This is a genomic window from Kribbella sindirgiensis (assembly GCF_004331435.1).
GTDB classification, from domain to species: Bacteria; Actinomycetota; Actinomycetes; order Propionibacteriales; family Kribbellaceae; genus Kribbella; species Kribbella sindirgiensis.
In genome coordinates, this window is sequence record NZ_SJKA01000032.1 from 23949 (window position 1) to 47303 (window position 23355).

Consider the following 23355-nt stretch of genomic DNA (forward strand, 5'->3'; position numbering starts at 1 on the left):
GGTATGACGGACCTCCTCCACAAGAATGAGCGATACTGGGCGGGTGCAAGCCACCGATCATCTGCAGGCGTCCTTGCAGGCCGCGATCGCGCTGGCCAACAGCTTCGGATCCGCCGAGCGGCAGGGTCGCCCAGCGGTTCCGCCGGACGCGGCGGCGGTCGACGCCATCCTGCGGCTGACCACCAACCGCCCGCCGGCCGTCGATCCCGCCGACTATGCCATCGGCGGGAAAACGCTGTACGACGCCCTCGGCAGCCTCCCCGCCGTCGATCGGGCCGTCGAACTGGTGAACGCGCTGCTCAAGGACACCAAGGCCGCGCCGCAGCTGACCCGCGACGGGGGAGCGCCGTGGCACCTGCACTTCGGCAGCCCCGACGACGCGAACGGCTGGCTGGCCGAATTCGCCACCGCCGTCGCGACGCTGCTCGGGAGCGACGAGGCGGAACGGCTCCGCCGGTGCGGGGCCGACCGGTGCGACGACTTGTTCCTGGACTCGACGCGAAACGGGAACCAGCGGTTCTGCTCAACCGCGTGTCAGAACCGCGCCAAGGTCGCCGCTCACCGGGCGCGGGCCCGCACCTCCTGACGCCGTGACCATGGTGGCCTCCCGCGACCACCCGAGCTTGCGGTAGAGATGGAAGCCGTCGGTCGTGGCCATCAACAGTCCCGTCCGGGCCCCACGCTCGAGCGCTCGTCCGGCCAGCGCGCCCATCACCACGCTGCCGAGTCCCCGTCGCCGGTACGCCGGAACGGTCTGGATGTCGTGCATGACCGCGTCATCGCCGACGATCGCCACCATGCCGTGCGCCGCGACGGTGCCGTCCACCAGGACCTTCACGTACTCGAGCGGGCCGTCCGTCGAGGCCTCAGCCGTCGCGCGCGGGTGCGCGAGCAGGTCGATCGACATCAGCGTCTTCTGTTCCTCGAACGGCTGCGTCCCGGCAGCGGCCAGGCGGCGGGCGATCTCCGCGCCGTGCTGCGTGGTGACGGTCAGCCAGGTGTCCGCGGGCAGGTTCCGCGCCAGCCGGTCCAGCGTCGTCGGGTCGTCGGTGCGGGTGAACAGTTCGCGGTCGCGCCCGGGGAGTCGCAGTACGGCGGCGTACGCGTCGTCGTACTCGATCACCGGCGCCAGGCCGCGGCACAGCCGCCAGCCTTCCAGCCATCGCCTCATCATGACGCCAGTGTAACTGGCTAGTTGGAAATAGCCAGTTACTCGATGCCGAGCACGAAGGTCTGGATCGCGACCACGGCCGCGCCCCGGGCCCATTCGCCGAAGTCGGCGGGCTGCAGGACCATCGACAGCTCGGCGGCGGACGGGTGCCGGTTGGCGTGCAGGCCCGCGAGGAGTTCGTCGTGCGCGACCTCGGCCAGCCGGACTCCTTCGCCGCCGAGCACGACCAGTTCGGGCATGGTGAAGTTCGCGGACGCCGCGATCAGCTTGCCCAGTGCGCGACCGGCCCGGCCCACGATCTCGCGCGCCGCAGGGTCGCCTTTCGCCGCGAGATCGAGCGCCTCGTCGTACCCGACCTCCCGGCCGAGCGCCGCGCCGACCTGGCTCGTGACGGCGCCGACCGTCAGCAGGCTGAGTGCACAGCCGCGGTGGCCGCGGTCGCAGCGCGGGCCGTCGTGCAGCAACGGGTGATGGCCGACCAGGCCGAGCGTGATGTCGGGACTGTCGACCACCCTGTTGTGGATGACGAGCCCGTACCCGACGCCGGCGCCGATCGTGAGCAGGACGAAGCGGTCCGAGTTCCGGCCGGCGCCGAACCAGTGGGTGGCCTCGACGAGCGAGGTCAGGTCGTTCGCGATCACGATCGGGACGTTCGTGTGCGCGGCGAGGAGCTCACCGAACGGTACGTCGACCCAGTTCAGGTACTGCGCCAGGCGGACCTCGGACCGGTCGACGACCCGGCCGCCGAGCGAGACGCCGAGGCCGCTGATCGCCAAATCCTTGATCCCATGCTGTCCGCCCGGGACCTGGATCGCCAGCTCGTCGGTCAGCGCGAGCACCAGGTCGACGACCGCCGACGGCGTGGCGTCGGTGATCGGGCGCTCGACGGTCGCGAGGACGTCCGCGCGCAGCGTCGTCAGTACGCCGATCGCGGAGTCGCCGGTGAGTTTGATGCCGACGAAGTGGTGCGCGTGCGCGTCCAGGTCGAGCGGCTGCGACGGCCGGCCGACGCGGGCGTCCGTGGGGCCGCCCTCGACCTCGACCAGCAGACCGGACTCGACCATCGGTTTCGTCAGCCGGGTCAGGCTGCCGGGCGACAGGCCGACCCGGCGCGACAGCTCGGCGCGCGACAACGGCCCGTCCAGCAGGATCTCCAACGCGACCTGCCGAGAGGGCCCCGCCAACGGCCGCCACTCACCCATTCGGTCAGACTAGCCTGGGCTCGAGACGCCGGGACGTGACCCGGTCCGCGGTACTGGCCGCACAAGCCCCGGCGTCAGGCTCACCCCGAAGTATGCAGCCGTTTGAGGTGGGTGGCGGCGGGACAACGCTGTCAGATTCGCTTCAGTGCGGAAGCTTGCGCGTATCGATGAGTTGCTGAGCGACGTCGCGCAGTTTGGTGTTCGTGTCCTGCGAGTACCGCTTGAGGATCGCGAACGCCCGGTCGCCGTCCACGTCGAAGCGTTCCATCAGGATGCCCATCGCCTGACCGACCAGCTTCCGCGCGTCGACGGCCTCCGCCATCGTCTCCTCGTGCCGCGCGGACGCGACCGCCACGGACGCGTGCCGCGCGAGAATGTGCGCGATCGCCTCGTCATCGGTGCCGAACGCGTCGGGCTCCGTGCTGTACAGCCCGAGCACGCCGACCGTACGCCGAGGCGCGTCACCGGTCGCCAGCGGTACGTCGAGCACGCTGCGGATCCCGAGCGCGGCGACCTTCGTACTCCAGTCGGGCCAACGCCCGTCGCTGGTCGTGTCCCGGATCAGGACTGTGGCGCTGTCGCGCAGTGCCGTGACCAGCGGGCCACTGTCCGCAGCGATCTGCAGTTCGTAGATGTCCGTGACGACCTGATCCGTGACTGCCGCGATCTCGGCCTGTGAACCACGCGTGTAGAAAGCCACACCGGCGTACGTGCAGTTCACCGCCTGCAAGGCGAACTGCACCACGGCGTCGAGGGTCTCCTCGACACCAGGCGCATCGTGTAACTCGATCGCCAGCCGGGCAAACGTATCCGCCGAATGGGCAAGCTCAGGCTCAGTCACTGGAGGCTCCAGGGCATGGTCACGCAGTAAGGGCACAGCAATCATGCAGCCCAACCCGCCCCCAGCGTTAGCCGCCACGAAAACCCGCCACTCGGCGCCGCGAGACCCGCCGCTACGGCGGTCCCGATTACAGTGAGCGGCATGGCGGACGTCGTGGGTCTGTTGGGTGGGCGGACTGACTGGCGGCGGGGATTTGCGGCGCCGATGCGGGCGTTCTTGCGGACCGAGGCGGGGAGTTCGGGGGTGCTCGCGGCCGCGATCGTGGCGGCGTTGGTGTGGGCGAATGTGGCGCCGGGGTCGTACGACGAGGTGTGGCGAACCGAGTTGTCGGTCGGGCTCGGGCCGGATGTGCTGAGTCTGCCGCTGCACGAGTGGATCAACAGCGGGTTGATGACGCTGTTCTTCCTGGTCGTGGGCCTGGAGGCGCGGCGCGAGTTCGATCTGGGCGACCTGCGGGATCGCAGCCGGTTCGTACTGCCGATGCTGGCCGGGATCGCGGGGATGGTCGCGCCGGTGCTGATCTACCTGGCGTTCAACGCCGGCGGTCCCGGGTCGCACGGCTGGGGTGTCGCGATGTCGACCGACACCGCGCTCGCGCTCGGTCTGCTCGCGCTGGTCGGCCGTGGGGTGCCGGACCGTGTCCGCGTGTTCCTGCTGACCGTGTTCGTGGTCGACGACCTGCTCGCGCTGATCGTGATCGCGGTCGTCTACAGCGCGGACATCAGGGTGATGCCACTCACCGCAGCCGTCGTCGCGTTCGCGATCGTCCTGGTGCTCTCCCTGTTCCACGTCCGCAAAGCCTGGATCTACGTGATCCTCGGCGTACTCATGTGGGCGGCCCTCCTGGAGAGCGGAGTGGATCCGGTCGTCGCCGGGCTCGCGATCGGGCTGACGGCACCGGCGTACTCGCCGGGCAGGGAGCAGTTGGAGGAGGCGACCGGCCTGTTCCGGCTGTTCCGTGAGCAGCCGACGCCGGAGCTGGCACGGTCCGCGACTGTCGGGCTGACCACGACGATCTCACCGAACGAGCGCCTGCAGTACCTGTACCACCCGTGGACCAGCTACCTGATCGTCCCGCTGTTCGGGCTCGCGAACGCCGGGGTCACGATCGACGCCGCGTTCCTCGGGCAGGCGTTCACGTCGCCGATCACGCTCGGCATCCTGCTCGGGTACGTCGTCGGCAAGCCGCTCGCGGTGACGACGGTCTCCTGGCTGCTCGAACGTTTGAGCGGTGGGCGGATCCGGCCGGGGGTCGGCTGGGCCGCGGTGGTCGGCAGCGGGACGATCGCCGGCATCGGGTTCACGGTGTCGTTGCTGATCGCAACGATCGCGTTCGACGGACCGCAGTTGGCCGAGGCGAAGGTCGGTCTGCTGTCCGCGGTGATCGTCGCGTCGGCGCTGACCTGGGCGGTGTTCCGCGCGGCCAAGCTGCTGTCCCCTCCGAAGAAGGCACTGGCGCTGCTGGGCAAGGCGGAGCAGCTACAGGACCTGACGGACCCGGTGGATCCCGAGCGGGACCACATCCGCGGCCCGGAGACCGCGTCGGTGACGCTGGTCGAGTACGGCGACTTCGAGTGCCCGTACTGCGGGATGGCCGAGCCCGTCGTTCGGGACATCCTGCAGGACGACGACCTGAGATTCGTGTGGCGGCACCTGCCGCTGTCCGACGTGCACCCGCGGGCCCAGATCGCGGCCGAGGTCGCGGAGGCGGCGGCCGCGCAGGGGGCGTTCTGGGAGATGCACGACCTGCTGCTCGCGAACCAGGAGAAGCTGCAACCGAAGGACCTGATCGGGTACGCGGAACAGCTCGGTCTGGACGCCGACCGGTTGCACGACGACGTGAAGCGGCACGTGGTGGCGGCGCGGGTCGCGCAGGACGTGGAGTCGGCGGACACGAGCGGCGTGTCGGGTACGCCGACGTTCTTCGTGAACGGGCAGCGGCACTACGGGGCGTACGACGCGGAGACGCTGAAGCAGGCGATCAAGGTGGCGCGGGCGCGGGCGAAGATCGGCGTGGCGGAATCTTGATGCACTAGGGCATTTCTGCCACTGTTGCCGGTGTGTCAGGTCGCAGAAGCTAGGCCCCATGACCAAGCAGATCGATCAGGCCGCCGTCGCGCACTTCGCCGGGCGGCTGGCGTACGAGACGGACGTGTCCGATGTAGCCGCCGACATCGGGGCCGAGGTGCAGGGATGGGTGCTGATCGACAGCCGTAGTCAGGAGAGCTGGGACCAGGGGCATGTGCCGGGTGCCGTTCATCTGCCGACGCGGGAGATCGCGGCGCGGGCGGCGAGCGTCGTACCGAACGACGTCGCGGTCGTGACGTACTGCTGGGGACCCGCGTGCAACGGGGCGACGCGTGCGGCTCTGGAGTTCGCCAAGCTCGGGTACCCGGTGAAAGAGATGATCGGCGGGTTCGAGTACTGGGTCCGTGAGGGGCTGCCGGTGGAGACGGCCGACGGGATCGAGCGCCGCGAGTCCGACCCGCTGACGGCGCCGCGCGGGATCGCGTGCGCGTGCTGAAATCCCTGTGAGGGTTGAGTTTTACAAAGATTGAACTCGTCGTGGTGAAACGCTGACTCTCCGTGCGTTACCCTCGTGATGAACGTGCGCCCCCGCGTCGCGAGGAGACAGTGTGACCGATCAGCCGATGTACGACGGCGGGCTGGTCGCGCACGGGATCGACACCACCCGACCGAGCGTCGCTCGCGTCTACGACTACTTCCTCGGCGGCAAGGACAACTACGAGTCCGACCGTCAGCTGTACCAGCAGATCATGAAGATCGCGCCCGAGGCGCCGGAGTGGGCGCGGGCCAACCGGCGCTGGCTCAGCCAGGTCATCACCTGGCTGGCCGGCGAGGTCGGCGTACGGCGGTTCATCGACGCCGGCTCCGGCCTGCCGACCGCCGAGAACACGCACCAGATCGCCCAGAAGGCGAACTCGGAAGCGTCGGTCGTTTACATCGACAACGACCCGTCGGTGGTCGCGCACGGCCGGGCACTGCTGGTGGACAACGACCGGACGCAGTTCACCGCCGCGGATCTGACCAAGCCCGACGAGGTGCTGGCGGACCCGGCGGTCGCCGAGCTGCTGGCCGGCGGGGAGCCGGTCGCGCTCGTGATGGCGCTGATGCTGCACCACATCTCCGACTACGAGCAGACGCGGGCAATCGCGCAGACGTACGTCGACGCGCTGCCGCCGGGGTCCTATCTGGCGATCACGCACGCGTGCAAACCGGGTGACGGCGGCCCGGTGGACGAGCTGGTGACCGAGCTGGCCGAGAAGGTGCGGAGCGCGTTCCCGACGCTGGCGTTTCGGTCGGTCGCGGAGATCTCGTCGCTGTTCTGCGGGCTGGAGATCCTCGAGCCGGGGGTCGTCCGGCTGGCCGACTGGCACATTCCCGACGGCCGGGTCGAGGACGACCCGCCGACCGGTGTCCGCGACATCATCTTCGGCGGCGTCGCCCACAAGTCCTGACACGGACCAAATGCGGTGGTCTAGCTCAGGCCCGCCAGGTAGTCGGCGTTGCCGCGGATCGCGGCCTCGTAGCGCTTGATCTCGGCGGAGTCGACCTTGTCGGCGATCACCAGCAGGAGTGTCGCGAGCGCCTTGTCCTTCATCCCGGCGGCGTGCAGGGTCAGCGCCTTGAAGACGCGCAGCGAGTCCGACTCGGGGAACTCCGCGCAGGCGCTCTTGAACATCGCGAGCGACTCGTCGAAGCGGTCGAGGTTGCGCAGCGTGCTGCCGTACTGCAGCAGGCACTTGCGGCGGGTCTCCCCGGTGAGTCCGGGCAGCGCGCGCTCGTAGTACCCGACCGCCGTCTCCTCGTCGCCGGCGGTGTCGTACGACCCGCCGACCTCGTACAGCACGTAGGGATTGTCCGGGTGCTCGGTCAGCAGCTTCTCGAAGAAGGCGATCGTCGGCCCCATGTTCGCCCGGTCGCGCCGCGCGAACGCTTCCTCGATCGTCGCGGCCAGTTCCGGTGTCAGTTCAGTTGTCACGTGTCCATCATGCCGCGTCGGCCCGGCGGGTCTGCCACGGCCATGATCCGGAGATCTCGACTTCAAGCGCGAAACTGAGCACGGTCCGGACGTCGACGCAGTACCGCACCAGGACGACGGCGAGTCCGATGGCCATGATGACCACGCCGGCGCCCTCGATCACCCGCGCGACATCGGCGAAGACCTCCTCGAAGTCCATTCCTCACAGTTACCAGTCAGGCCGCCGACTCGTCGTCCGGCTCGCCGGGGCGGATGTTCTGGTTCAGGTGGAACACGTTGTCCGGGTCGTACGCCGTCTTCAGTGCGATCAGCCGCTTCAGCGTCGCGGGTGGGAACGCGCGGTTGATCGGGTCGTCGTTCAGCACGTTGACGTACGCCCCGCTCGCGTACGGCGCGACCGTCGCGGCGTACCCGCGCAGCCGGCCGATCTGCTCGGCGTCGTCGGCCGGGTCCTCCCAGCGCGCCGCGGTCACGAACTCGAACAGCGTATCCCGGTGGCTGAATGCAGCGTTTTCCTCCGGTACGTCGGCAATCGCCCCGCCGTACGCCTGCAGGCTCGCCGAGATCCCGGGATTGTCCACCAACGCGCGGATCGCCTCGTCGGGCAGCGACTTGAAGTAGTGACCTTTCCAATACCGCCGAAAACGGTGTCCTTGGACGTTGTCGTCCCGCGTCTGCAGCTTCAGGTACGTCGTCTCCTCGACCACCTCGCCGGTCACCGGCCCCAGCGCGCGGAACGCCGGCAGCAGGTCGTACCCGCCCTCGCCGACCCACACGTACCCGACCGTCACCGAGTCTCCCGTGATGTTGGCGGTGAACGTCGCCTCCCGCGGCGCGTCGACATTCAGCTCCCGCCACGCGCGCAGTACGTCGAACCCCGCCGAGATCGGATACGTGAACTCGACGATCAGCGCCCGCGTCCCCACCTGGTGCAGCTGGAACTCGAACGACGTCACGATTCCGAAGTTTCCGCCGCCCCCGCGCAGTCCCCAGAACAGCTCGGGGTTCTCGTCCGCGCTCGCCCGTACGACGTCACCGTCCGCGGTCACGACCTCGTAGGACACGACGTTGTCGCAGGACAGCCCGAACCGCCGCGCCAGCCAACCCATCCCGCCGCCGAGCGTCAGCCCGCCGACCCCGGTGTGTGAGACGTTCCCGGCCGTCGTCGCCAGCCCGTACTCCTGCGTCGCCTTGTCCAGCTCGCCCAGCAGCGCACCGCCCTGGACCCAGGCCCGCTGCGCCGACGGATCCACGCGGACCGCGTTCATCGGCGTCAGGTCGATCATCAACCCGCCCTCAGGTACGGCGAGACCGGCGATGTTGTGCCCGCCGCAGCGGACCGCGATCTCCAGCCCGGCCGCGCGCCCGAAGCGCACCGCCTCGGCGACATCCGCGGCCGAAGCGCAGCGCGCGATCACGGCGGGACGGCGGTCGATCATCGCGTTCCAGACGGTGCGCGCCTCGTCGTACCCGGCGTCGCCGGTGCGCAGAAACTCGGTCATGGGAGCTCTCCTGGGTGATTTTGGTCTGTCCCATAACCCTGACAGCACAGCGGTCCGTCGATAAGGTCCAGTTCTGTGAGCCGAATGAGGACCAGTTCCGGGGCGGGCGAGCTCCTGGTCGAGCTGCAGCGGGACAGCGGCGTCCCGCTGCACCAGCAGCTCGAGAGCGGGATCCGGACCAGGATCCGGGCCGGTCTGCTGCGCGCCGAGACCGTGATGCCGTCGACGCGTGCCCTCGCGCAGGACCTCGGCCTGTCCCGCGGCGTGGTCGTCGAGGCGTACCAGCAGCTCGTCGCGGAGGGGTACCTGATCAGCCGCGCCGGCGGGTACACGCAGGTCGCCGACATCGCCGTCGTCGAGGCCGCGAGCGCTCTGAAAAGCGATGCAGGTCCGCCGCGGATCGACTTCCGCTACAGCCGCCCGGACGTCTCCGAGTTCCCCCGCGCCGCGTGGCTGCGATCGGTACGGCGAGTACTCAACGAGACGCCGTACCGCAGCCTCGCCTACATCGACGGACGTGGCACGGTCGAGCTCCGTACGGCGCTGTCCGACTACCTGAATCGCGTCCGCGGTACGGCGGCGCGCCCGGAGAACATGCTGATCTGCAACGGGTTCGCGCAGGGCTCGCGGCTCCTGCTGCAGGTGCTCGCCGCGCACGGATGCCGGCGACTCGCGGTCGAGGACCCGTCCGACAACGACCTGCGGGACGTCGCGCGGGCGGCGGGGCTCGAGGTGGTCGGCGTACCGATGCTGGAGACGGGCATCGACGTCAACGCGTTGGAGCGGTCGGGTGCGGACGTCGTACTCGTGACGGCTGCCCATCAGTTCCCGACCGGAGCGGTGGCGTCGGCGGAGACGCGGGCGGCACTGGTCGCGTGGGGCGGACTGGTGATCGAGGACGACTACGACGCGGAGTACCGCTACGACCGGGAGCCGATCGGCGCGATGCAGGGACTCGCGCCCGACAACGTCGCGTACGCCGGGACCGCGAGCAAGACGCTGGCGCCCGGGCTGCGGCTGGGGTGGCTGATCCTGCCGACGTGGCTGGTCGAGCCGATGGCGCAGGCGAAGCTGATGGACGATCGCGGGTCGCCGGTGTTCGATCAGTTGGCGTTCGCGGACTTCGTGGCGCGCGGCGAGTTCGACCGGCACCTGCGGCGGATGCGGCCGCGGTACCGGACGCTGCGGGACACGCTGGTCGAACGACTGGCAGCGCGGCTGCCGGAACTCGAGCCGGTAGGCATCTCGGCCGGGCTGCACGTGATGACGTGGTTGCCGCCGGACCTCAGCGAGGATGCGTTGCGCTCTGCGGCTCTGCAGCAGGGGCTCGGCGTGTACGGGCTGGCGCCGTACTGGGTGTCCGGCGAAGGGCCTGCCGGGCTGGTGTTCGGGTACGGGTCGCTCTCCCAGAAGGAAGTTGTCGAGGGCATCGAGTTGCTCGCGGACGTGGTTGCCACCATCCGCGGTTGATGAATAATTATCCAACCTGTTGCAATTCAATCCGGACGGTTCTACGCTTGGTGGAGTGATCGCCGAAGCTCGTATGGATGCCCTGATGAACCAAGGCTGGCCCGCCGCGCACAGCACCGAGCTGGACGGCTGGCTGGTCCGGCACAACGCGGGGGTCACCCTGCGAGCCAACTCGGTGCTGCCCGCGAGTGCGCCGTTCGACCTCGGCAGGGCCTTGGAATATGTGGAGAACCTGTACGTCGCGCACGACATCAGGCCGTCGTTCCAGATCAGCCCGGCGGTCCAGCCGAGCGACCTGGACGCCCACCTCGCAGCGCGCGGGTACGAGCTCCGCAACCCGACGCTGGTGCAGTGCGCGGCGATCTCCGATGTACTCGCGAAGCTGCCCGCGCCGCCGTTCGAGGTGGATATATCCACGACGCCGTCGACCGGCTGGACGGACCGCTGGTGGAGCGTCGACGGTCGCGGGGACGACTCCCGGCCGATCGCGGAGCAGATCCTGGTCCGCGGGAAGGCGCTCTACGCGATGGTCCCGGACGGCGCCCAGGCGAAGGCGATCGGCCGGCTCGCGCTCGTCGACGACACGGCGGGTCTCTACTGCCTCGCCGTCGACGAACGCTTCCGCCGCCAGGGCCTCGCCTCCGCGGTGATCCACGGTTTGTTGCAGGCGGCAACAACCAAGTGGGTGTGGCTGAGCGTGCTCGAGGACAACGCGCCGGCCCGCGCGCTGTACGACCGCCTCGGATTCCAGACCGTCTCGCGCTACCACTACCGCGTCAAAGCGTGACCTTCTGCAGGTGATCGAGGACGACGAACTCGGCGCCGGTCTTCTCGACGGACGTACGGAGCGGAGTCAGGTCCGTCCACGGGATGCCGGGATCGTCGAGGGGCTTGTCGAAGTCGTCCCAGTGTGTGGCGATCACCTTCCGGACAGGCTTGATCGTCTGCAGCAGCCGATCGGTGATGCCGGGCTCGCCGCCCGGAGCGGCCAGTACGACGTCGACCTGGAGACCGCGCAACGCGTTCGGGTCGAAGTTCGCCGTACTGAGGCTGAGGATGCGCAGGCCGCCGATCGTGATCACGAACGCGAGCGTGCCGCCCTCGACCAGGTCCTCGATGTGGCGCGGGCGCGGCGGGACGGCGTACCGGTAACCCGGGTACGCGTACGTGTGCCGCTTGCCGCCGCAGGAGTGCAGCGAGGGGAACACCTCGATCGTGAAGCCCTCGAACGGCAGGTACTCGCCGCCGCGGACCGCTGAGAGCAGGTCGTTCGGCGTCTTCATCGCGCGCAGCATGTTCGCGTGCGTCTCGGTGCAGAGCACGGTGGCCTGCGTCTTCTTCGCGACGTACGGTACGTCGGCCATGTGGTCGTAGTGCCCGTGGTGGACCAGGATCGCGTCGGCGGTGCTCAGGTGCCGGTCGATCACGTCGGGCTTGATCACCAGCTTCGTCTTCGGATCGGCGCCCTCGGGCGTGAACGTCCCGGTGTGGAAGCGCGTCAGCCACGGATCGGTCAGTACGACGCTCTTGCCGCACCGGATCTGCCACGCGTGCGTCCCGAACCAGGTCAGCTCGACGGACTCCCGCGCCGCCTGGGTTGTTGCCGTGCTTGTCGCCGCCTCGCTCCGGTTCTCCAGACCGACCGCCCCAGCTACGCCCGCGGCTCCGGCCGCCGCCGCGCCGACCAGCATCCCTCTTCGACTCACCTTCACGCTGTCTCCTTTCGTTGCCATCAGTCAAAGTGAGCTGCGCCGCGCATGTCGAATATGCTCTTGGGTATGGAGCGATTGGCTGGGGATATCACCGCAGGTCAGTCACGTCATGATCACTGAACGGCATCTACAGATCTTCATCGCGCTCGCCGAGGAGCAGCACTTCGGCGACGCGGCCCGGGCCGTCGGCATCACCCAGCCGCCGCTCTCCCAGGGCCTGCGGCGCCTGGAGGCACTGGTCGGCGCGAAGCTCTTCGAACGCGGTGCCGGCGGCGTCGCGCTCACGCCCGCCGGCGTCGCGCTCCTGCCCTACGCCCGGCGTGCGCTGACCTCGATCGAGGAACTGCACCAGGCGGCGATCGCGCGCGATCCGGAAGGTCCCGAGATCCGCCTCGGTCTGGCGCCTGAGGTCCCGCCGTCAGCGGGAGCGGCGGTGGCGGCGGCCTGCGGGTCGGTGATTCCGGGCAGTCGGGTGACGGTGGTGACCGCGCCGACGAGTTCGCTGGTCAATCAAGTCGGTACGGGCCGGTTGACGTTGGCCGCCGTACTGCATCCCGCGGTCCTGGATGGGCTCGAGGCCGGGCCGGTGTCGCTCCTGCCGACCTGGGCGCTCGTGCCGGCAGCGACCGTCGGCACCGAGGTCGTGGCGTTACGGCAGTTGAAGGGGCTGCCGATCGCGGTGCGGCCCCGGGCCGAGGCGCCGGCCGCGCGGGACCTGTTCCTGGACACGTTGGCGTTGCACCGGCCCGACGGCGGGACGGTCGTGGTGACGGACGAACGCGCCGGACTGGCGATGGCCGCGGCCGGCCAGGCGATCGTGGTGACGGCCGACCCGGCACTGATCGCACCGGGCGTCGGGCGGCATCGACTGGCCGACGATCCGCTGCCGCTGCGTCTCCGCCTCGTGTGGTCGAGGACGCGTACGCCGTTCCTTCGCCCGAACGACGTGATGGCTCAGCTCACGGAAGCGCTGGCCTCGTGAACGCCCGGATCCGTGGGATCTTCGAGGACGCCGGTGTCCGCGGCTGGATGCACGCGATCTCGCTCGACGACCCCGAGGCGCGTGTCGAGCTCGACGCGGACGTCGTCGTACCGCTGGCATCGGTCTACAAGCTGCCGCTGCTCGCCGGGTTCAGCCGGCTCGTGGACCTCGGTGAGCTCGATCCGCGCGAGCAAGTGACACTCGAGCCGTCGTCGCGGACCGCTGGACCGACCGGGCTGTCCATGTTCGCGGACCCAGTAACGGTGTCGCTGCGCGATCTGGCCCTGTCGATGGCGACGGTGTCGGACAACGCGGCCGCCGATGCGCTGCTGGACATCGTCGGGCTGCGCCGGCTGGCCGGAATCCTGGAGTCCTTCGGCCTGCGCCGCACCTGGGTCCGCCGCGGTACGGCGGCCAACCTGCGCGACCTGCAGCGCCGTACGGGCGCCGACAACGCGGATGCGGCGCTCGCCGTACTCGCGGACAACGACCGAACCGACCCGGTCGGCGTGTACGAGGCTGCGAGCGGGTCAGCGGCCAGCGCGCGCGACCTGACGCTGTTGCTGCGACGGTTGTGGGCGGGGGAGCTGCTGTCGGCCGAGCAGACCGAGTTCGTCAAGGCGACGATGCACCGGCAGATCTTCCTGCAGCGGGTGGCGTCCGGCTTCCCGCACGACGGCGTACGCATCGCGGGGAAGACCGGAACGTTCGGCGCGCTGCGGCACGAGGCCGCGGTGGTCACCTTGCCCGACGGGGCGGCGTTCGCGATCGCGATCCTCACACTCGCCGCCCGCGGCGACTTCCGCCAGCCACGCGTCGAGGCCGCGATCGGCGAGGCGGCTCGCGTCGCGGTCGACGTATTGCGCTAGATGATCGCGAACGCCTCGATCTCGAGCAGGGCGAGTGGGCTGAACAGCGCCGCCACCTGCACGGCCGAGCTCGCGGGCTTCGGGCCGGGGATGTACTTGTCGCGGACGATCCGGATCTCCGGCAGATAGTTGATATCGGTGACGAAGTACGTCAGCTTCACCACGTTCTCGAACGTCGCGTCGGCCGCTGTCAGGCAGCGTGCCAGGTTCGCGAACACCTGCTCTGCCTGCGCCGCCGGGTCGTCGCGGCCGACGAACTGCCCGTTCGCGTCCAGTGCGACCTGCCCGGAGATCGCCACCCATTGGCCGGTTCCGGTCACCACGTGGCTGTACCCGTTGCCCGGCGCAACCACCGCCACCTGCGGATATTCCAACTCAGTCATGGACCAGATATACCCCGGGCGGGGTTGAGAAACCGGTTTCCATCGGGAGAGGATACGGGGGTGGGACGGACACCGAAGGACTCGATCACGATTGCCGACGTCGCGCGGGCGGCGGAGGTGTCGCGGGCGACCGTGTCCCGGGTGATGAACGGACGGCTCAGTGTCGCACCCGAGATCGTCGCCCGGGTGCGCGCCGCGGCGGAGCGGCTCAACTACCGGCCGAGCGACCTGGCCCGGAGCCTGTCGCTGGGCCGGACGAACATGGTCGCGCTGGTCGTCCCGGACCTCGGCAACCCGTTGTTCCAGCAGATCCTGCGCGGCATCACGAACGCGTCCGCGGCGGCCGGCTACAAGGTGCTGGTCGCCGAGACGGACGAGGACCCGGACGCCGAGGCGGCGATCGCGATCGAGGCGCGGCGCCGCTGCGACGCGTTGATCATGGTCTCGCCGCGGATGGACGAGGAGGCGTTGCTCGAGCTCCTGCCGCAGGTGCAGCCGGTGATCCTGGTCAACCGTCAAGGCCCGGCGGAGGTGGCGTCGGTGGTCGTCGACTACGGCCGCGGCGTACGGATCGTCGTCGATCACCTGGTCGGTCTCGGACACCGGCGGCTCGCGTTCCTGTCCGGCCCGGCGGCGAGCGCGTCCAACGTGCTGCGGCTGCAGGCGCTTGCCGTCGCCGAGCGGGAGATCCCGGGGCTGGAGCTCGTCCGGCTCGAGTGCGGCCGGTCGATCGAGGACGGGTACGCCGCCGTGGAGCGGGTGCTCGACGCGCAGGTCACCGCGGTCGTCGCGTTCAACGACCTGGTGGCGTTCGGGTTGCTGGCGCGGTTGAACGAGGTCGGGGTCGCCGTACCGGACGATCTGTCCGTGACCGGGATGGACGACATCGGCCTCGCGCGGTTCGCCGTACCGTCGCTGACGACCGTGCGGGTGCCGCAGACGGACCTCGGCGAGCTCGCGTGGCAGCGGATGCACGCGTCGATCACGGCAGGGTCTGACGACGAGGGCGCCGTACCTGAGTTGCGGCTGGCGGTGCGGGCGAGTACCGGTCCGGTGCCGCCGGAGCCGCGGATGCAGGGCGACGGTGCGGCCGACCGGATCGGGTGGCAGCAGCAGGGGGACATCTTCGCGCTCGGAAGCTCGGCGGGGCTGCTTGCGCGGTACGAGTTCGGCCGGCGGATGCCGCAGGTGCATGCCCCGCGGCCGTACCTGCACCCGGTCCGGACGCTCGGCGGGCACCCGCTGACCGAGGTCAGCCCGGTCGACCATCGGCACCACTACGGGCTCTCACTGTCGATCGCGCAGGTCAACGGCACGTCGCACTGGGGCGGCCGGACGTACGTCCGCGGTCAAGGCCCGACCTTCCTGACGAACCACGGTCAGCAACGCAGCCGAGGCGTCACCGTCGACCGTCACGAGCTGGTCGACGACATCACCTGGTACGACGAACAGGGCCGGCCCCAACTGGTCGAACGCCGGCGCCTCACCGGCGACCTCGCCTTCGGTGGCTGGCGCCTCGACTGGCACAGCGTGCTGACCGCCCGGTACGGCTCGATCCGGATCGACAGCCCGGCGACCTGTGGACGCGAGGGCGCAGGGTACGGCGGGATCTTCTGGCGACTGCCGTCCGGAGCGACGACCGTGCTGAGCGCCGACGGCGACGGGCGGGACGCGGCGTTCGGATCGAGCAGTCCGTGGCTCGCCCTCGTTCAGGGCGATGTCAGCCTGCTGTTGTTCCAGCCGGAGCGGGTGCGGCCGTGGTTCCTGCGCACCGCCGAGTACGTCGGCGCGTGCCCGGCGCTCGCGTGGGACGAGCCGTTGACACTGCAGCCGAACCAGGAACTGACGCTGTCGCTCACCGCGCTCCTGCTGGACCGTGCGGTGGACGCGGCGGAGGCTAAAACGTTGGCAGGCCAGTTGTAGGCGATGACGCCAGCGCCGACTGCCACCTCTTCGGCACGCGGCCGGCGAGGCGCGCGTTCCGGCCTGCCGAGACGGCGTCGCGCATCGCGGCCGCCATCAGGGCGGGCTTCTCCGCGCGGGTCACCGGGGTCGCGAGCATGACCGCGGCACAGCCGAGTTCCATCGCCAGCGCGGCGTCACTCGCCGTACCGATGCCGGCGTCCACGATCACCGGGACGTTCGCCGCCTCGGCGATCAGCGCGATGTTGTGCGGGTTCCGGATCCCGAGCGCCGAACCGATGGGTGCGGCCAACGGCATCACGGCCGCACAACCGGCCTGCTCCAGGCGGCGGGCCAGGATCGGGTCGTCGTTCGTGTACGGCAGCACGGTGAAACCGTCGGCCACCAAGGCATCCACGGCATCGAGCAGCTCGACCGGGTCCGGCAGCAGCAGATGGTCGTCGGCCACGACCTCGACCTTGATCAGGTCGGTCCCGAGCGCCTCACGGGCCAGCTTCGCGGTCAGCACAGCCTCGGCCGCGGTGTGGCAGCCGGCTGTGTTCGGCAGGACGTCGATGCTGTGTTTCTTCAGTACGTCGAGCACCGAGCCCTCGTGCCCGGTGCCGAGCCGGCGCATCGCGACCGTGGTCAGTTGGGTGCCAGAGGCAATCAATGCCTCCTCCATCACTTCCAGGTTGGCCGAACCGCCGGTCCCCATGATCAGCCGCGACGTGTACGTCCGCCCGCCGAGCTCCAGTGGATCATCCATGCCAGTCAGCCTCCCTGCGTCGCGCTGACGATCTCGACCCGGTCGCCCGGCTCGAGCGTGGTCTGCGCCCACTCGGCCTTGGTCAGCACGTTCTGGTTCACCGCGACCGCGATCCCGGTGGCGCGATCGGAGTACTCCGCGATCAGCTCGGCCACCGACTTGCCGGGCGGTACGTCGACCGCCGCACCGTTCACCCAGACCGATTCCATCGCTTCCTCCCTACGCCGGAATTACCCGATTCAGGTTCAGCGGTCGGTGACAGATCGGTCACCCTCTCAGCCCACTCCCATGCGAGCTCCCGCGGACGCTTTCGACTATAGCTGACGGGTCAGTCGACGGTCTCACCAGTCAGAAGGACGGCCAGTTCGGTGGGGCGGTAGAGGACCTGTTTTCCGGTGCGTTGCGGCTCGACCAGACCGGTACGCCGGAGGAGTTGCAGGTGCTGGCTAACCGCGGACGGGGTGACTTTTAGCTCGCTGGCCAGGTCGGTCGTCGTCCGGGGATGGGTGAGGAGCGCGAGGATGTGCGCTCTCGGCGTACCGATCAACTGGGCGAGGTCATGGCGGGACGGCGGCTCGACGACCGACCACAGATGGGCCTGACCGCGAGGCGGGTAGCCCAGCAGCGGTTCGGCGCCGGGATCGAACGGGATGACGGCGTGCGGCCCGAACAGGGTCGGCTGCAGTACGAGCCCGCGACCGTCGACGTGTTCGGTGCGGCTCTGCTCGGCCACGCGGTCGACCTCGAGCAGCCCGTCGGCGTACGTGATCGCCGGACCCAGACCGTTGAGCATCGCGCCGGTTCCTTGCTGGGTGACGACGTGTCCTCGGTAGCTGATGTCGGCGGAGAGGAGGGTGCGCATGCGGCCCCAGTACGGCGCCATGACGGCGTCCCAGTACTGGCTCAGGGTCTGGACCACCTTGTCGATGGTCAGATCTTGCGGGACTTCTCCGTTGACCGCTGCGAGTTGGCGCTCGAACGTGTCTGTTTTTACGTTTGCGATCACCTCCAGCTCGTCGGAGAGCTGGGTCAGCGGTGAGGTCGGTCGTGGTGTCAGGAAGTCCGGGCTGCCCATGGTGTCGTTGACGAGCCACCGCAGTACGGACCAATCCAGCGCGGCGACCTGCGGCTGAACGGCGCGAACCCAGCCGAGCTGCAGCGGAAACCGGCCGGGATCCTTCAGCGCGCGCAACGACAGCACCATCTCTGCGACGGGCGACACCGCGAACCTGACGTCCGCCAGGTCCTGTGAGTTCAGGACATAGGTGAGCACCGCGCCTCGCTTTCCGTCACGACACGAAGTATGGCCGAATAGTGTCGGTGGCTGGTGGGAACGTGGTTTTCATGGGGTTTCGAGCGATGAAAGACGAGGAAGTAGCAGAGTTCCTGGCGCAGCCGCTGGTGGCCGTGCTGGCCGTCGACGACCCGGGCTGGTCGCCGCATGTGACGCCGGTGTGGTTCCACCACCTGCCTGACGAGAACAGATTCCAGGTGATGACACCGTCTTCTTCTAGGAAGACCAGGCTCCACCGGACTGGTACCGGCGAGCTGTCCCTCTCGATCCAGTCGGTCGAGGGGGCGACGGCTCGGTACGTCAACATGCAGGGCGTGGCGCGCTTCCTCCCCCTCGACCCGGACCTGCTGAACGCGATGGTTTCGAAGTACCTCCCGGAGGAAGCCCGCGCGGCGTACCTGGCGCACCCACCCGAGGACTCTATGTTCGACATCACGCCACGGCGCATCACCACAGCGGTGATCGACTGACAGTTCCGCGGGCTACCTCGTCGTACGGGGTATGAGCGACGATTACGTACTCGATGGGGAGCGGACCCGGATCGGGTTCGTGGCCGCGCACCGCGTGGGCGGCAAGGTGCACGGCCGATTCACGACGTTCGAAGGCGCGTTTTTTGTGAACGCCACGGACCCGGCGGCGTCGACCGGCTGGCTCACCGTTCAGCTGGAGAGCGTCGACACCGGCAACGCCCGCCGCGACTCTCAACTACGCCAGGACTTCTTCGGTACGTCGACGTACCCGGCGATGACGTTCGTCGCAACCGACGTCGTACCGACCGACCCAGACCACGTCGACGTAACCGGCGACCTGACAATCCGCGGCGTAACCCACCCCGTCACCATCCCCTTCACTCTGACCGCGACCCCCGACGAAGTCCTTCTGGAGACGTCCCACCCCATCAACCGCCACACCTGGAACGCCAACTGGAACCCCCTGACCACAGCGCTCATCCACCCGCACGTGGCCCTGTCCCTATCCCTCACCGCCACCCGCCGCGCGTGAACTACTCGCAGGCGATCCCGTCGTCGTCGGCGTCGAGGCGGTAAATGTCGGTGCCGACGACCTCGATCGGACCGTCGACGTACTCAGGCCCGTTCCCGCTCCCGCCCGAACAGTCGACGTCACTGGCAATCGGCACACAACCGGAGTAGTTAGAGTCACACCCGCCGGACTCCTCCGGCTCCTCAACCTTCGTCCCCACCGCCGTCACCTGCGACCGAGGCTCCTTCGCCACCTCCTGCCGAACCAACCGCTTACCCGTCTGCACGCCGTTCACGAACGTGACCCGGTAGATGAGCCGCCGCGTCCCGTTGACCCCCGCCGTACGAATCGTCCGCTCACCCTTAGCCAACGAGTCATCCGTCACAGTCTTCTTCTTGAACGGAATCACCCGAACCTCCACGACCTCCTTGGTCGTGACCTTCGGCTTGGCGCTCACCTTGGGCGTCGTCTTCGGCGTCGTCACCGGAGCGGATGTCGCCGTCCTGACCGGCGTAGGCGTCACGCTGACCCGCACACTGGCAATCGCAGCCGGCTCACCCACCCCCGACGTAGTCGAATCCGCCCCACACCCCACAACCAGCCCCACCACCGCAAACGTCCCCACCGCAGCACGCAACAACAACACGATCCATCCCCCCAAACCCGCCGTCGGTTCCCCCCGCGGCAGGATTGCCAGCACCCGGACAACCCGAGCGAACTTCGATCTGTACCACCACCCCACCCCCCGCACAACCCCTCACCCCAACCCCCCAACCAAGCAAACCCCCACCAAACCTGACACACTGTTCCCCTCACCAGATGAGGGCCTCTAGCTCAATTGGCAGAGCAGCGGACTTTTAATCCGCGGGTTGTGGGTTCGAGTCCCACGGGGCCTACCTCTTTCCGCAGGTCAGGCGCACATCGGCGCCTCGGTCTGGAAAGTTGGGTCTGCGCAAACTCTGCCAATACTCAGAGTGGCCGATGCATGCCCATCTGACGGGGATCGGCGGCTCCGCGTAGCCAGCTGGCGGCGCGTTGCTGAGCGACGTATCGCATCCTGTCGCACTGCTCTCGTTTTGCCCGATCTCCGGCCCGCCCAGCCGTTGAGCTTCCACACGCAGCTGGACTGTGGAGGGCTGAGATGAGCAGACCGCACCTTCCGATCGGAACGTGGGGCAACGTCCGATCCCGTGCTGAGAGGAAGGACGCCGAGGGCAAGGTCGTCTCCTGGCGCGCGTCCGCGTACTTCCGTGACCACGACGGACGTACCCGTGAGGTCACCGCGTCCGCCAAGACCAAGGGCGCAGCCGAGCACCGCTTACTCACGAAGCTGCGAGACCGGGCAAAGATCACGCAGTACGGCGAGCTGAGCCCGACGGACAAGATCAACGACCTCATCGATCTGTGGATCGAGAAGCTCGAGGAACGTATCGAAGACGGCCGTCGATCACCGACGACGCTGACGACGTACCGCACAGCCATCAAGAACCACGTACGCCCCGCCCTCGGCGACCTGTTGATCGGTGAGGCAACCACACCACGCATCGACAGAGTCATCGGAACCATCAAGCGCAACGCCGGTCGATCCACAGCGAAGACCTGCCGCGCAGTCGTGTCCGGCATGATGCAACTCGCCGTCCGGTACGGCGCTCTGACCGTCAACCCGGTCCGCGAGGTCGAAGCGATCGAGGCCCGCCCGAAGGACCCGCCCCGAGCACTCACCAACGAAGAGATCGCCGGCCTACGGCAACTCCTGACCACCGACGAAGCCGCCGTACGAGCCGACCTTCCTGACCTGGTGATCTTCATGCTCGGCACAGGCGTCCGAATCGGCGAGTCGCTCGCAGTCCTCTGGTCCCAGGTGAACCTCGAGTCCAGCGCAGTCGAGATCACTCACACCATGGTCCGCGTCCCAGGCCAAGGCTTGATCCGCAAGGCCCCGAAGTCCAAGGCCGGCGTACGCGCCCTACCCCTCCCAGACTGGGCCGTCACCATGCTCCGCCGACGCCACGCGGCCGGCGTCCTCCCCGACGAACCCATCTTCGCAGACTCCCTCGGAGGCTTCCGAGACCCGTCCAACGTCCGCCGAGCCCTCCGCCGCGCTTTGTCCCCCGTAGCCAGCACCGCCCGCCGCGACCTAGGCAATACCCTCCGATCCGCCCGCCTCCAAGCCGGCCTCACCCGCAAACAGGTCGTCACGAAGCTCGGCTGGCCAAAGACCAGACTCGAACTCATCGAGAACGGCCGCATCAAGCTCGACCGCGAACTCGTAGCCATCCTCGTCAAGACCTACCGCATAAACCTCGACGCATCCCCCACCCTCAGCGCCCAAGTCGACCAAGCAGCCCAGCCCTCACCCTCAGACGCCCTCACCTGGATCCGCTCGCACACCTTCCGCAAAACCACCGCTACCGCCCTAGACCGCCGAGGCCAATCCGCCCGCCAAATAGCCGACCACCTAGGCCAAGCCCAAGTCTCCATAACCCAAGACGTCTACATGGGCCGCCGAATCCACAACCCCTCCGCAGCAACCGCCCTGGACCAGGAGTTCGCCGACCTCGACCTCTGGTGAGAACCGCTGTCGGCCGCCCCGCGCACCCGTGGCCCCACGCAGGTCGAGGTCCGCGCCGGCGGACCCGGGCGCAACTGGCCGTCAACACCGAAGTGTTCACGTCATCTGGGCGATCGGCAGCGAAATCCTTCGACGGCAGGCCCCCGGGCTGCCTGCTAGGCATCCTGCAGCTCGCACGCGACATGCGCGCTGAGTTCCCGGGCACGCGAGGTCTGAACACGGCGAACCTGTACTCCCACGCGAGCCGTCGGTGCCGCCTGACCGGCGTTCACGCTCCAGGCTTGGAGCCATTCTTCGCAACCACAGCGAGAGCGGACACCCCAAGGGCTCCCACTGTGCCGATGAGTGCCTTAGTTCCGGCTTCTTTGCCAGCGACCTTCAGCTGCTGAGGATCACGCAACGCGTCTCGCCAGGAGGTAGCACTGAGTGGGGCGCGCGTGGATTCGATGCCGAGCGGGGCATGGAACTCATCGAGCAGCGCCGCCGTCGAGTTGAGTGAGTGGATCACGGACCGTGCTGCACTCGCGTGAAGGATCACGTTCTCGTTTGCGAGGCCACCCGCGACATCCATCTGAGCCATGAGTCGCTCGGTGCTTTTAAGGACGATCGCCCGTCGAATCTCGCGAGCATTTGCTACACCGAGCCGATGCCCTTCAAGCCTCTCCGGCGCTGTGGCGAGCACGTGATCAAGCTCGACGACTCGGAACTCGTCTTGAAGTTCGAAGCAACGCGCGAGGATCGAGAGCTGGATCGCCGCCTCTCGCGCGATCTGTTGTGTCGCCTTCTTCAACTCTCCGGTCTTGCTCTTGCCGTCGATTTTGTCGGCGAGGGCCTGGAGCGCAAGCAAGGCCTCCTCCTGCACGTTCAGGATCGTCTCGGATACACCGCTCACCTTGTCCCACAGCGTTTTCGGATCACCGCCATACCCGCGGATCGTCATGGCCTCCTCGATTGCTGCTACTGCGCTCTTCAGTTTGGCGAGCACGGCATCACGCTGGGAACGTCGTACGTCATCGAGCTTCTCGTCGATCCTGACGAGCAGTGCTCTGAGTTCTTGCGCTTCGGACTGTTGCGCAAACTGACTCATGAGCCCACCGATGCCGGAGAGCACCGCCGGATTCGTCAGCCGAGAGCCCAGGCCATCCTCGACTTGGAGCCACTTGAGTGAATGCTTGCCCGTCTCACCGAGCATGGCGTGGCTGATGCCCTCAGTCTTGGTCTTCATCAGACCGCCCGCGTCCCTAAGTCGCTGTGCGGACTCGGGGGTCAATTTCAAGTAGAGTGCCGACTGCGCCATGACGCCAGAGGCCGTCGTCGCGACGTCAGCGCCCGCCTTCAGAACACCGCTTAGCCTGCTCAGGCCGAACTCCTGCGCCTGCATCAACAAGCCAGCGTGATCGAGGAAGCGTTCGACGGCAGTCCGTTGACCGGCCACCACGACACCGTCGCCGTCGCTGAACAGTTCGATTTGGCCTGCCATTTCCCGCCCCTTCGTGCCCTGCGGCCAGCGTATCGGGACCCGCCGACATCGATCGAGGGATCGGCAGTTGCTTCTTCTGGATAGCCGAAACTTCAGCCCTCGAGGAGCACGAGTTGACGGTTGTGGGCGGTAAGGATCGCCGTCTGGGGAGCGCGCTCGTTCGTATGCTGTTGGCTTTTGCTGGACACGACCGGCATCACAGCCAACTCGACCTTCAGGTGG

Annotated in this window: 25 protein-coding genes, 1 tRNA gene and 1 riboswitch; of the genes, 13 read left to right on the forward strand and 13 right to left on the reverse strand. The window is 68.3% G+C overall.

The genetic code is table 11. The annotated features are described in order from the left end of the window. The first annotated feature begins 43 nt into the window (after positions 1 to 43). Positions 44 to 586 carry a CGNR zinc finger domain-containing protein gene (locus E0H50_RS41580; RefSeq protein ID WP_131296728.1) on the forward strand — a complete coding sequence of 181 codons (543 nt, stop codon included), beginning with the start codon at positions 44 to 46 and terminating at the stop codon, positions 584 to 586. On the opposite strand, the gene E0H50_RS41585 is transcribed toward E0H50_RS41580, so the two are convergent. From E0H50_RS41585 to E0H50_RS41595, 3 genes are all read right to left on the reverse strand, one after another. Next, positions 524 to 1174, reverse strand: a complete 651-nt coding sequence (locus E0H50_RS41585; protein WP_165547480.1) for a GNAT family N-acetyltransferase — start codon at positions 1172 to 1174, stop codon at positions 524 to 526. The genes E0H50_RS41580 and E0H50_RS41585 overlap by 63 nt on opposite strands. A gap of 35 nt (positions 1175 to 1209) precedes the next feature. Continuing rightward, positions 1210 to 2373 (reverse strand): ROK family transcriptional regulator, encoded by a 1164-nt coding sequence (locus tag E0H50_RS41590; protein WP_131296732.1) that lies wholly within the window; start codon positions 2371 to 2373, stop codon positions 1210 to 1212. Between the two features lie 142 nt (positions 2374 to 2515). Then, positions 2516 to 3214: a GAF and ANTAR domain-containing protein gene (locus E0H50_RS41595; protein ID WP_238151700.1), complete on the reverse strand. Its 699-nt coding sequence runs from the start codon at positions 3212 to 3214 to the stop codon at positions 2516 to 2518. A gap of 141 nt (positions 3215 to 3355) precedes the next feature. Between E0H50_RS41595 and nhaA the strand changes: the two genes are divergently transcribed. From nhaA to E0H50_RS41610, 3 genes are all read left to right on the forward strand, one after another. After that, the gene (gene nhaA, locus E0H50_RS41600) at positions 3356 to 5242 is read left to right on the forward strand and encodes a Na+/H+ antiporter NhaA (RefSeq protein ID WP_131296736.1); all 1887 of its coding nucleotides are present in this window, start codon (positions 3356 to 3358) and stop codon (positions 5240 to 5242) included. A gap of 58 nt (positions 5243 to 5300) precedes the next feature. Then, the gene (locus E0H50_RS41605) at positions 5301 to 5738 is read left to right on the forward strand and encodes a rhodanese-like domain-containing protein (protein WP_131296737.1); all 438 of its coding nucleotides are present in this window, start codon (positions 5301 to 5303) and stop codon (positions 5736 to 5738) included. A gap of 112 nt (positions 5739 to 5850) precedes the next feature. Then, entirely contained in the window at positions 5851 to 6693 is an 843-nt protein-coding gene (locus E0H50_RS41610) for an SAM-dependent methyltransferase (RefSeq protein WP_202868572.1), read from the forward strand. Between the two features lie 20 nt (positions 6694 to 6713). Here the strand turns inward: E0H50_RS41610 and E0H50_RS41615 are convergent, their stop codons facing one another. From E0H50_RS41615 to E0H50_RS41625, 3 genes are read right to left on the reverse strand one after another with little or no spacing between them, the layout of a single operon-like run. Beyond that, a complete protein-coding gene (locus E0H50_RS41615) occupies positions 6714 to 7217 on the reverse strand; it encodes a tetratricopeptide repeat protein (RefSeq protein WP_238151701.1) in 504 nt (167 codons plus the stop codon). Between the two features lie 7 nt (positions 7218 to 7224). Beyond that, complete coding sequence (locus tag E0H50_RS41620) at positions 7225 to 7416, reverse strand: hypothetical protein (protein ID WP_131296739.1); 192 nt, start codon at positions 7414 to 7416, stop codon at positions 7225 to 7227. A 16-nt stretch (positions 7417 to 7432) separates the two neighbouring features. Then, positions 7433 to 8719, reverse strand: a complete 1287-nt coding sequence (locus E0H50_RS41625; RefSeq protein ID WP_131296741.1) for an FAD-binding oxidoreductase — start codon at positions 8717 to 8719, stop codon at positions 7433 to 7435. 84 nt (positions 8720 to 8803) lie between these two features. Between E0H50_RS41625 and pdxR the strand changes: the two genes are divergently transcribed. Both pdxR and E0H50_RS41635 read left to right on the forward strand, forming a co-directional pair. After that, positions 8804 to 10189 (forward strand): MocR-like pyridoxine biosynthesis transcription factor PdxR, encoded by a 1386-nt coding sequence (pdxR, locus tag E0H50_RS41630; protein ID WP_238151702.1) that lies wholly within the window; start codon positions 8804 to 8806, stop codon positions 10187 to 10189. A gap of 55 nt (positions 10190 to 10244) precedes the next feature. Beyond that, a complete protein-coding gene (locus E0H50_RS41635; protein WP_131296744.1) occupies positions 10245 to 10976 on the forward strand; it encodes a GNAT family N-acetyltransferase in 732 nt (243 codons plus the stop codon). Here the strand turns inward: E0H50_RS41635 and E0H50_RS41640 are convergent. Then, positions 10966 to 11901, reverse strand: a complete 936-nt coding sequence (locus E0H50_RS41640; RefSeq protein ID WP_238151703.1) for an MBL fold metallo-hydrolase — start codon at positions 11899 to 11901, stop codon at positions 10966 to 10968. The two genes, E0H50_RS41635 and E0H50_RS41640, sit on opposite strands and share 11 nt — an antisense overlap. 109 nt (positions 11902 to 12010) lie before the next feature. Here E0H50_RS41640 and E0H50_RS41645 point away from each other — a divergent pair, with 109 nt between their 5' ends. Then, entirely contained in the window at positions 12011 to 12883 is an 873-nt protein-coding gene (locus tag E0H50_RS41645) for a LysR family transcriptional regulator (protein WP_131296746.1), read from the forward strand. After that, positions 12880 to 13752 (forward strand): serine hydrolase, encoded by an 873-nt coding sequence (locus tag E0H50_RS41650; protein WP_131296748.1) that lies wholly within the window; start codon positions 12880 to 12882, stop codon positions 13750 to 13752. The genes E0H50_RS41645 and E0H50_RS41650 overlap by 4 nt, the downstream gene beginning before the upstream one ends. On the opposite strand, the gene E0H50_RS41655 is transcribed toward E0H50_RS41650, so the two are convergent. Beyond that, on the reverse strand, positions 13749 to 14135 hold the full coding sequence (locus E0H50_RS41655) for a RidA family protein (RefSeq protein ID WP_131296749.1): 387 nt from the start codon (positions 14133 to 14135) through the stop codon (positions 13749 to 13751). The two genes, E0H50_RS41650 and E0H50_RS41655, sit on opposite strands and share 4 nt — an antisense overlap. Positions 14136 to 14195: 60 nt before the next feature. On the opposite strand from E0H50_RS41655, the gene E0H50_RS41660 reads away from it, so the two are divergent. After that, entirely contained in the window at positions 14196 to 16058 is a 1863-nt protein-coding gene (locus E0H50_RS41660; protein WP_202868573.1) for a DUF6807 family protein, read from the forward strand. Here E0H50_RS41660 and E0H50_RS41665 read toward each other — a convergent pair. The 3 genes from E0H50_RS41665 to E0H50_RS41675 form a co-directional block, all read right to left on the reverse strand. Then, positions 16033 to 16806: a thiazole synthase gene (locus E0H50_RS41665; RefSeq protein WP_131296751.1), complete on the reverse strand. Its 774-nt coding sequence runs from the start codon at positions 16804 to 16806 to the stop codon at positions 16033 to 16035. The genes E0H50_RS41660 and E0H50_RS41665 overlap by 26 nt on opposite strands. Positions 16807 to 16811: 5 nt before the next feature. Continuing rightward, a complete protein-coding gene (gene thiS, locus E0H50_RS41670) occupies positions 16812 to 17015 on the reverse strand; it encodes a sulfur carrier protein ThiS (protein ID WP_131296752.1) in 204 nt (67 codons plus the stop codon). After that, positions 17006 to 17118, reverse strand: a riboswitch (TPP riboswitch). It overlaps the preceding gene by 10 nt. 16 nt (positions 17119 to 17134) lie before the next feature. Continuing rightward, on the reverse strand, positions 17135 to 18079 hold the full coding sequence (locus tag E0H50_RS41675; RefSeq protein ID WP_131296754.1) for a DUF5937 family protein: 945 nt from the start codon (positions 18077 to 18079) through the stop codon (positions 17135 to 17137). An 86-nt stretch (positions 18080 to 18165) separates the two neighbouring features. Here E0H50_RS41675 and E0H50_RS41680 point away from each other — a divergent pair, with 86 nt between their 5' ends. Both E0H50_RS41680 and E0H50_RS41685 read left to right on the forward strand, forming a co-directional pair. Next, complete coding sequence (locus E0H50_RS41680) at positions 18166 to 18570, forward strand: pyridoxamine 5'-phosphate oxidase family protein (RefSeq protein WP_165547481.1); 405 nt, start codon at positions 18166 to 18168, stop codon at positions 18568 to 18570. 31 nt (positions 18571 to 18601) lie between these two features. Further along, positions 18602 to 19102 (forward strand): YceI family protein, encoded by a 501-nt coding sequence (locus E0H50_RS41685; RefSeq protein WP_131296758.1) that lies wholly within the window; start codon positions 18602 to 18604, stop codon positions 19100 to 19102. 1 nt (position 19103) lies between these two features. On the opposite strand, the gene E0H50_RS41690 is transcribed toward E0H50_RS41685, so the two are convergent. Next, the gene (locus E0H50_RS41690; protein ID WP_202868574.1) at positions 19104 to 19643 is read right to left on the reverse strand and encodes a G5 domain-containing protein; all 540 of its coding nucleotides are present in this window, start codon (positions 19641 to 19643) and stop codon (positions 19104 to 19106) included. A 261-nt stretch (positions 19644 to 19904) separates the two neighbouring features. Here E0H50_RS41690 and E0H50_RS41695 point away from each other — a divergent pair. Further along, positions 19905 to 19977 (forward strand) — tRNA-Lys (locus tag E0H50_RS41695). Positions 19978 to 20222: 245 nt separating this feature from the next. Then, a complete protein-coding gene (locus tag E0H50_RS41700) occupies positions 20223 to 21653 on the forward strand; it encodes a helix-turn-helix domain-containing protein (RefSeq protein WP_131296762.1) in 1431 nt (476 codons plus the stop codon). Between the two features lie 268 nt (positions 21654 to 21921). On the opposite strand, the gene E0H50_RS41705 is transcribed toward E0H50_RS41700, so the two are convergent. Beyond that, complete coding sequence (locus tag E0H50_RS41705; protein WP_131296764.1) at positions 21922 to 23133, reverse strand: hypothetical protein; 1212 nt, start codon at positions 23131 to 23133, stop codon at positions 21922 to 21924. Between the last annotated feature and the right edge of the window lie 222 nt (positions 23134 to 23355).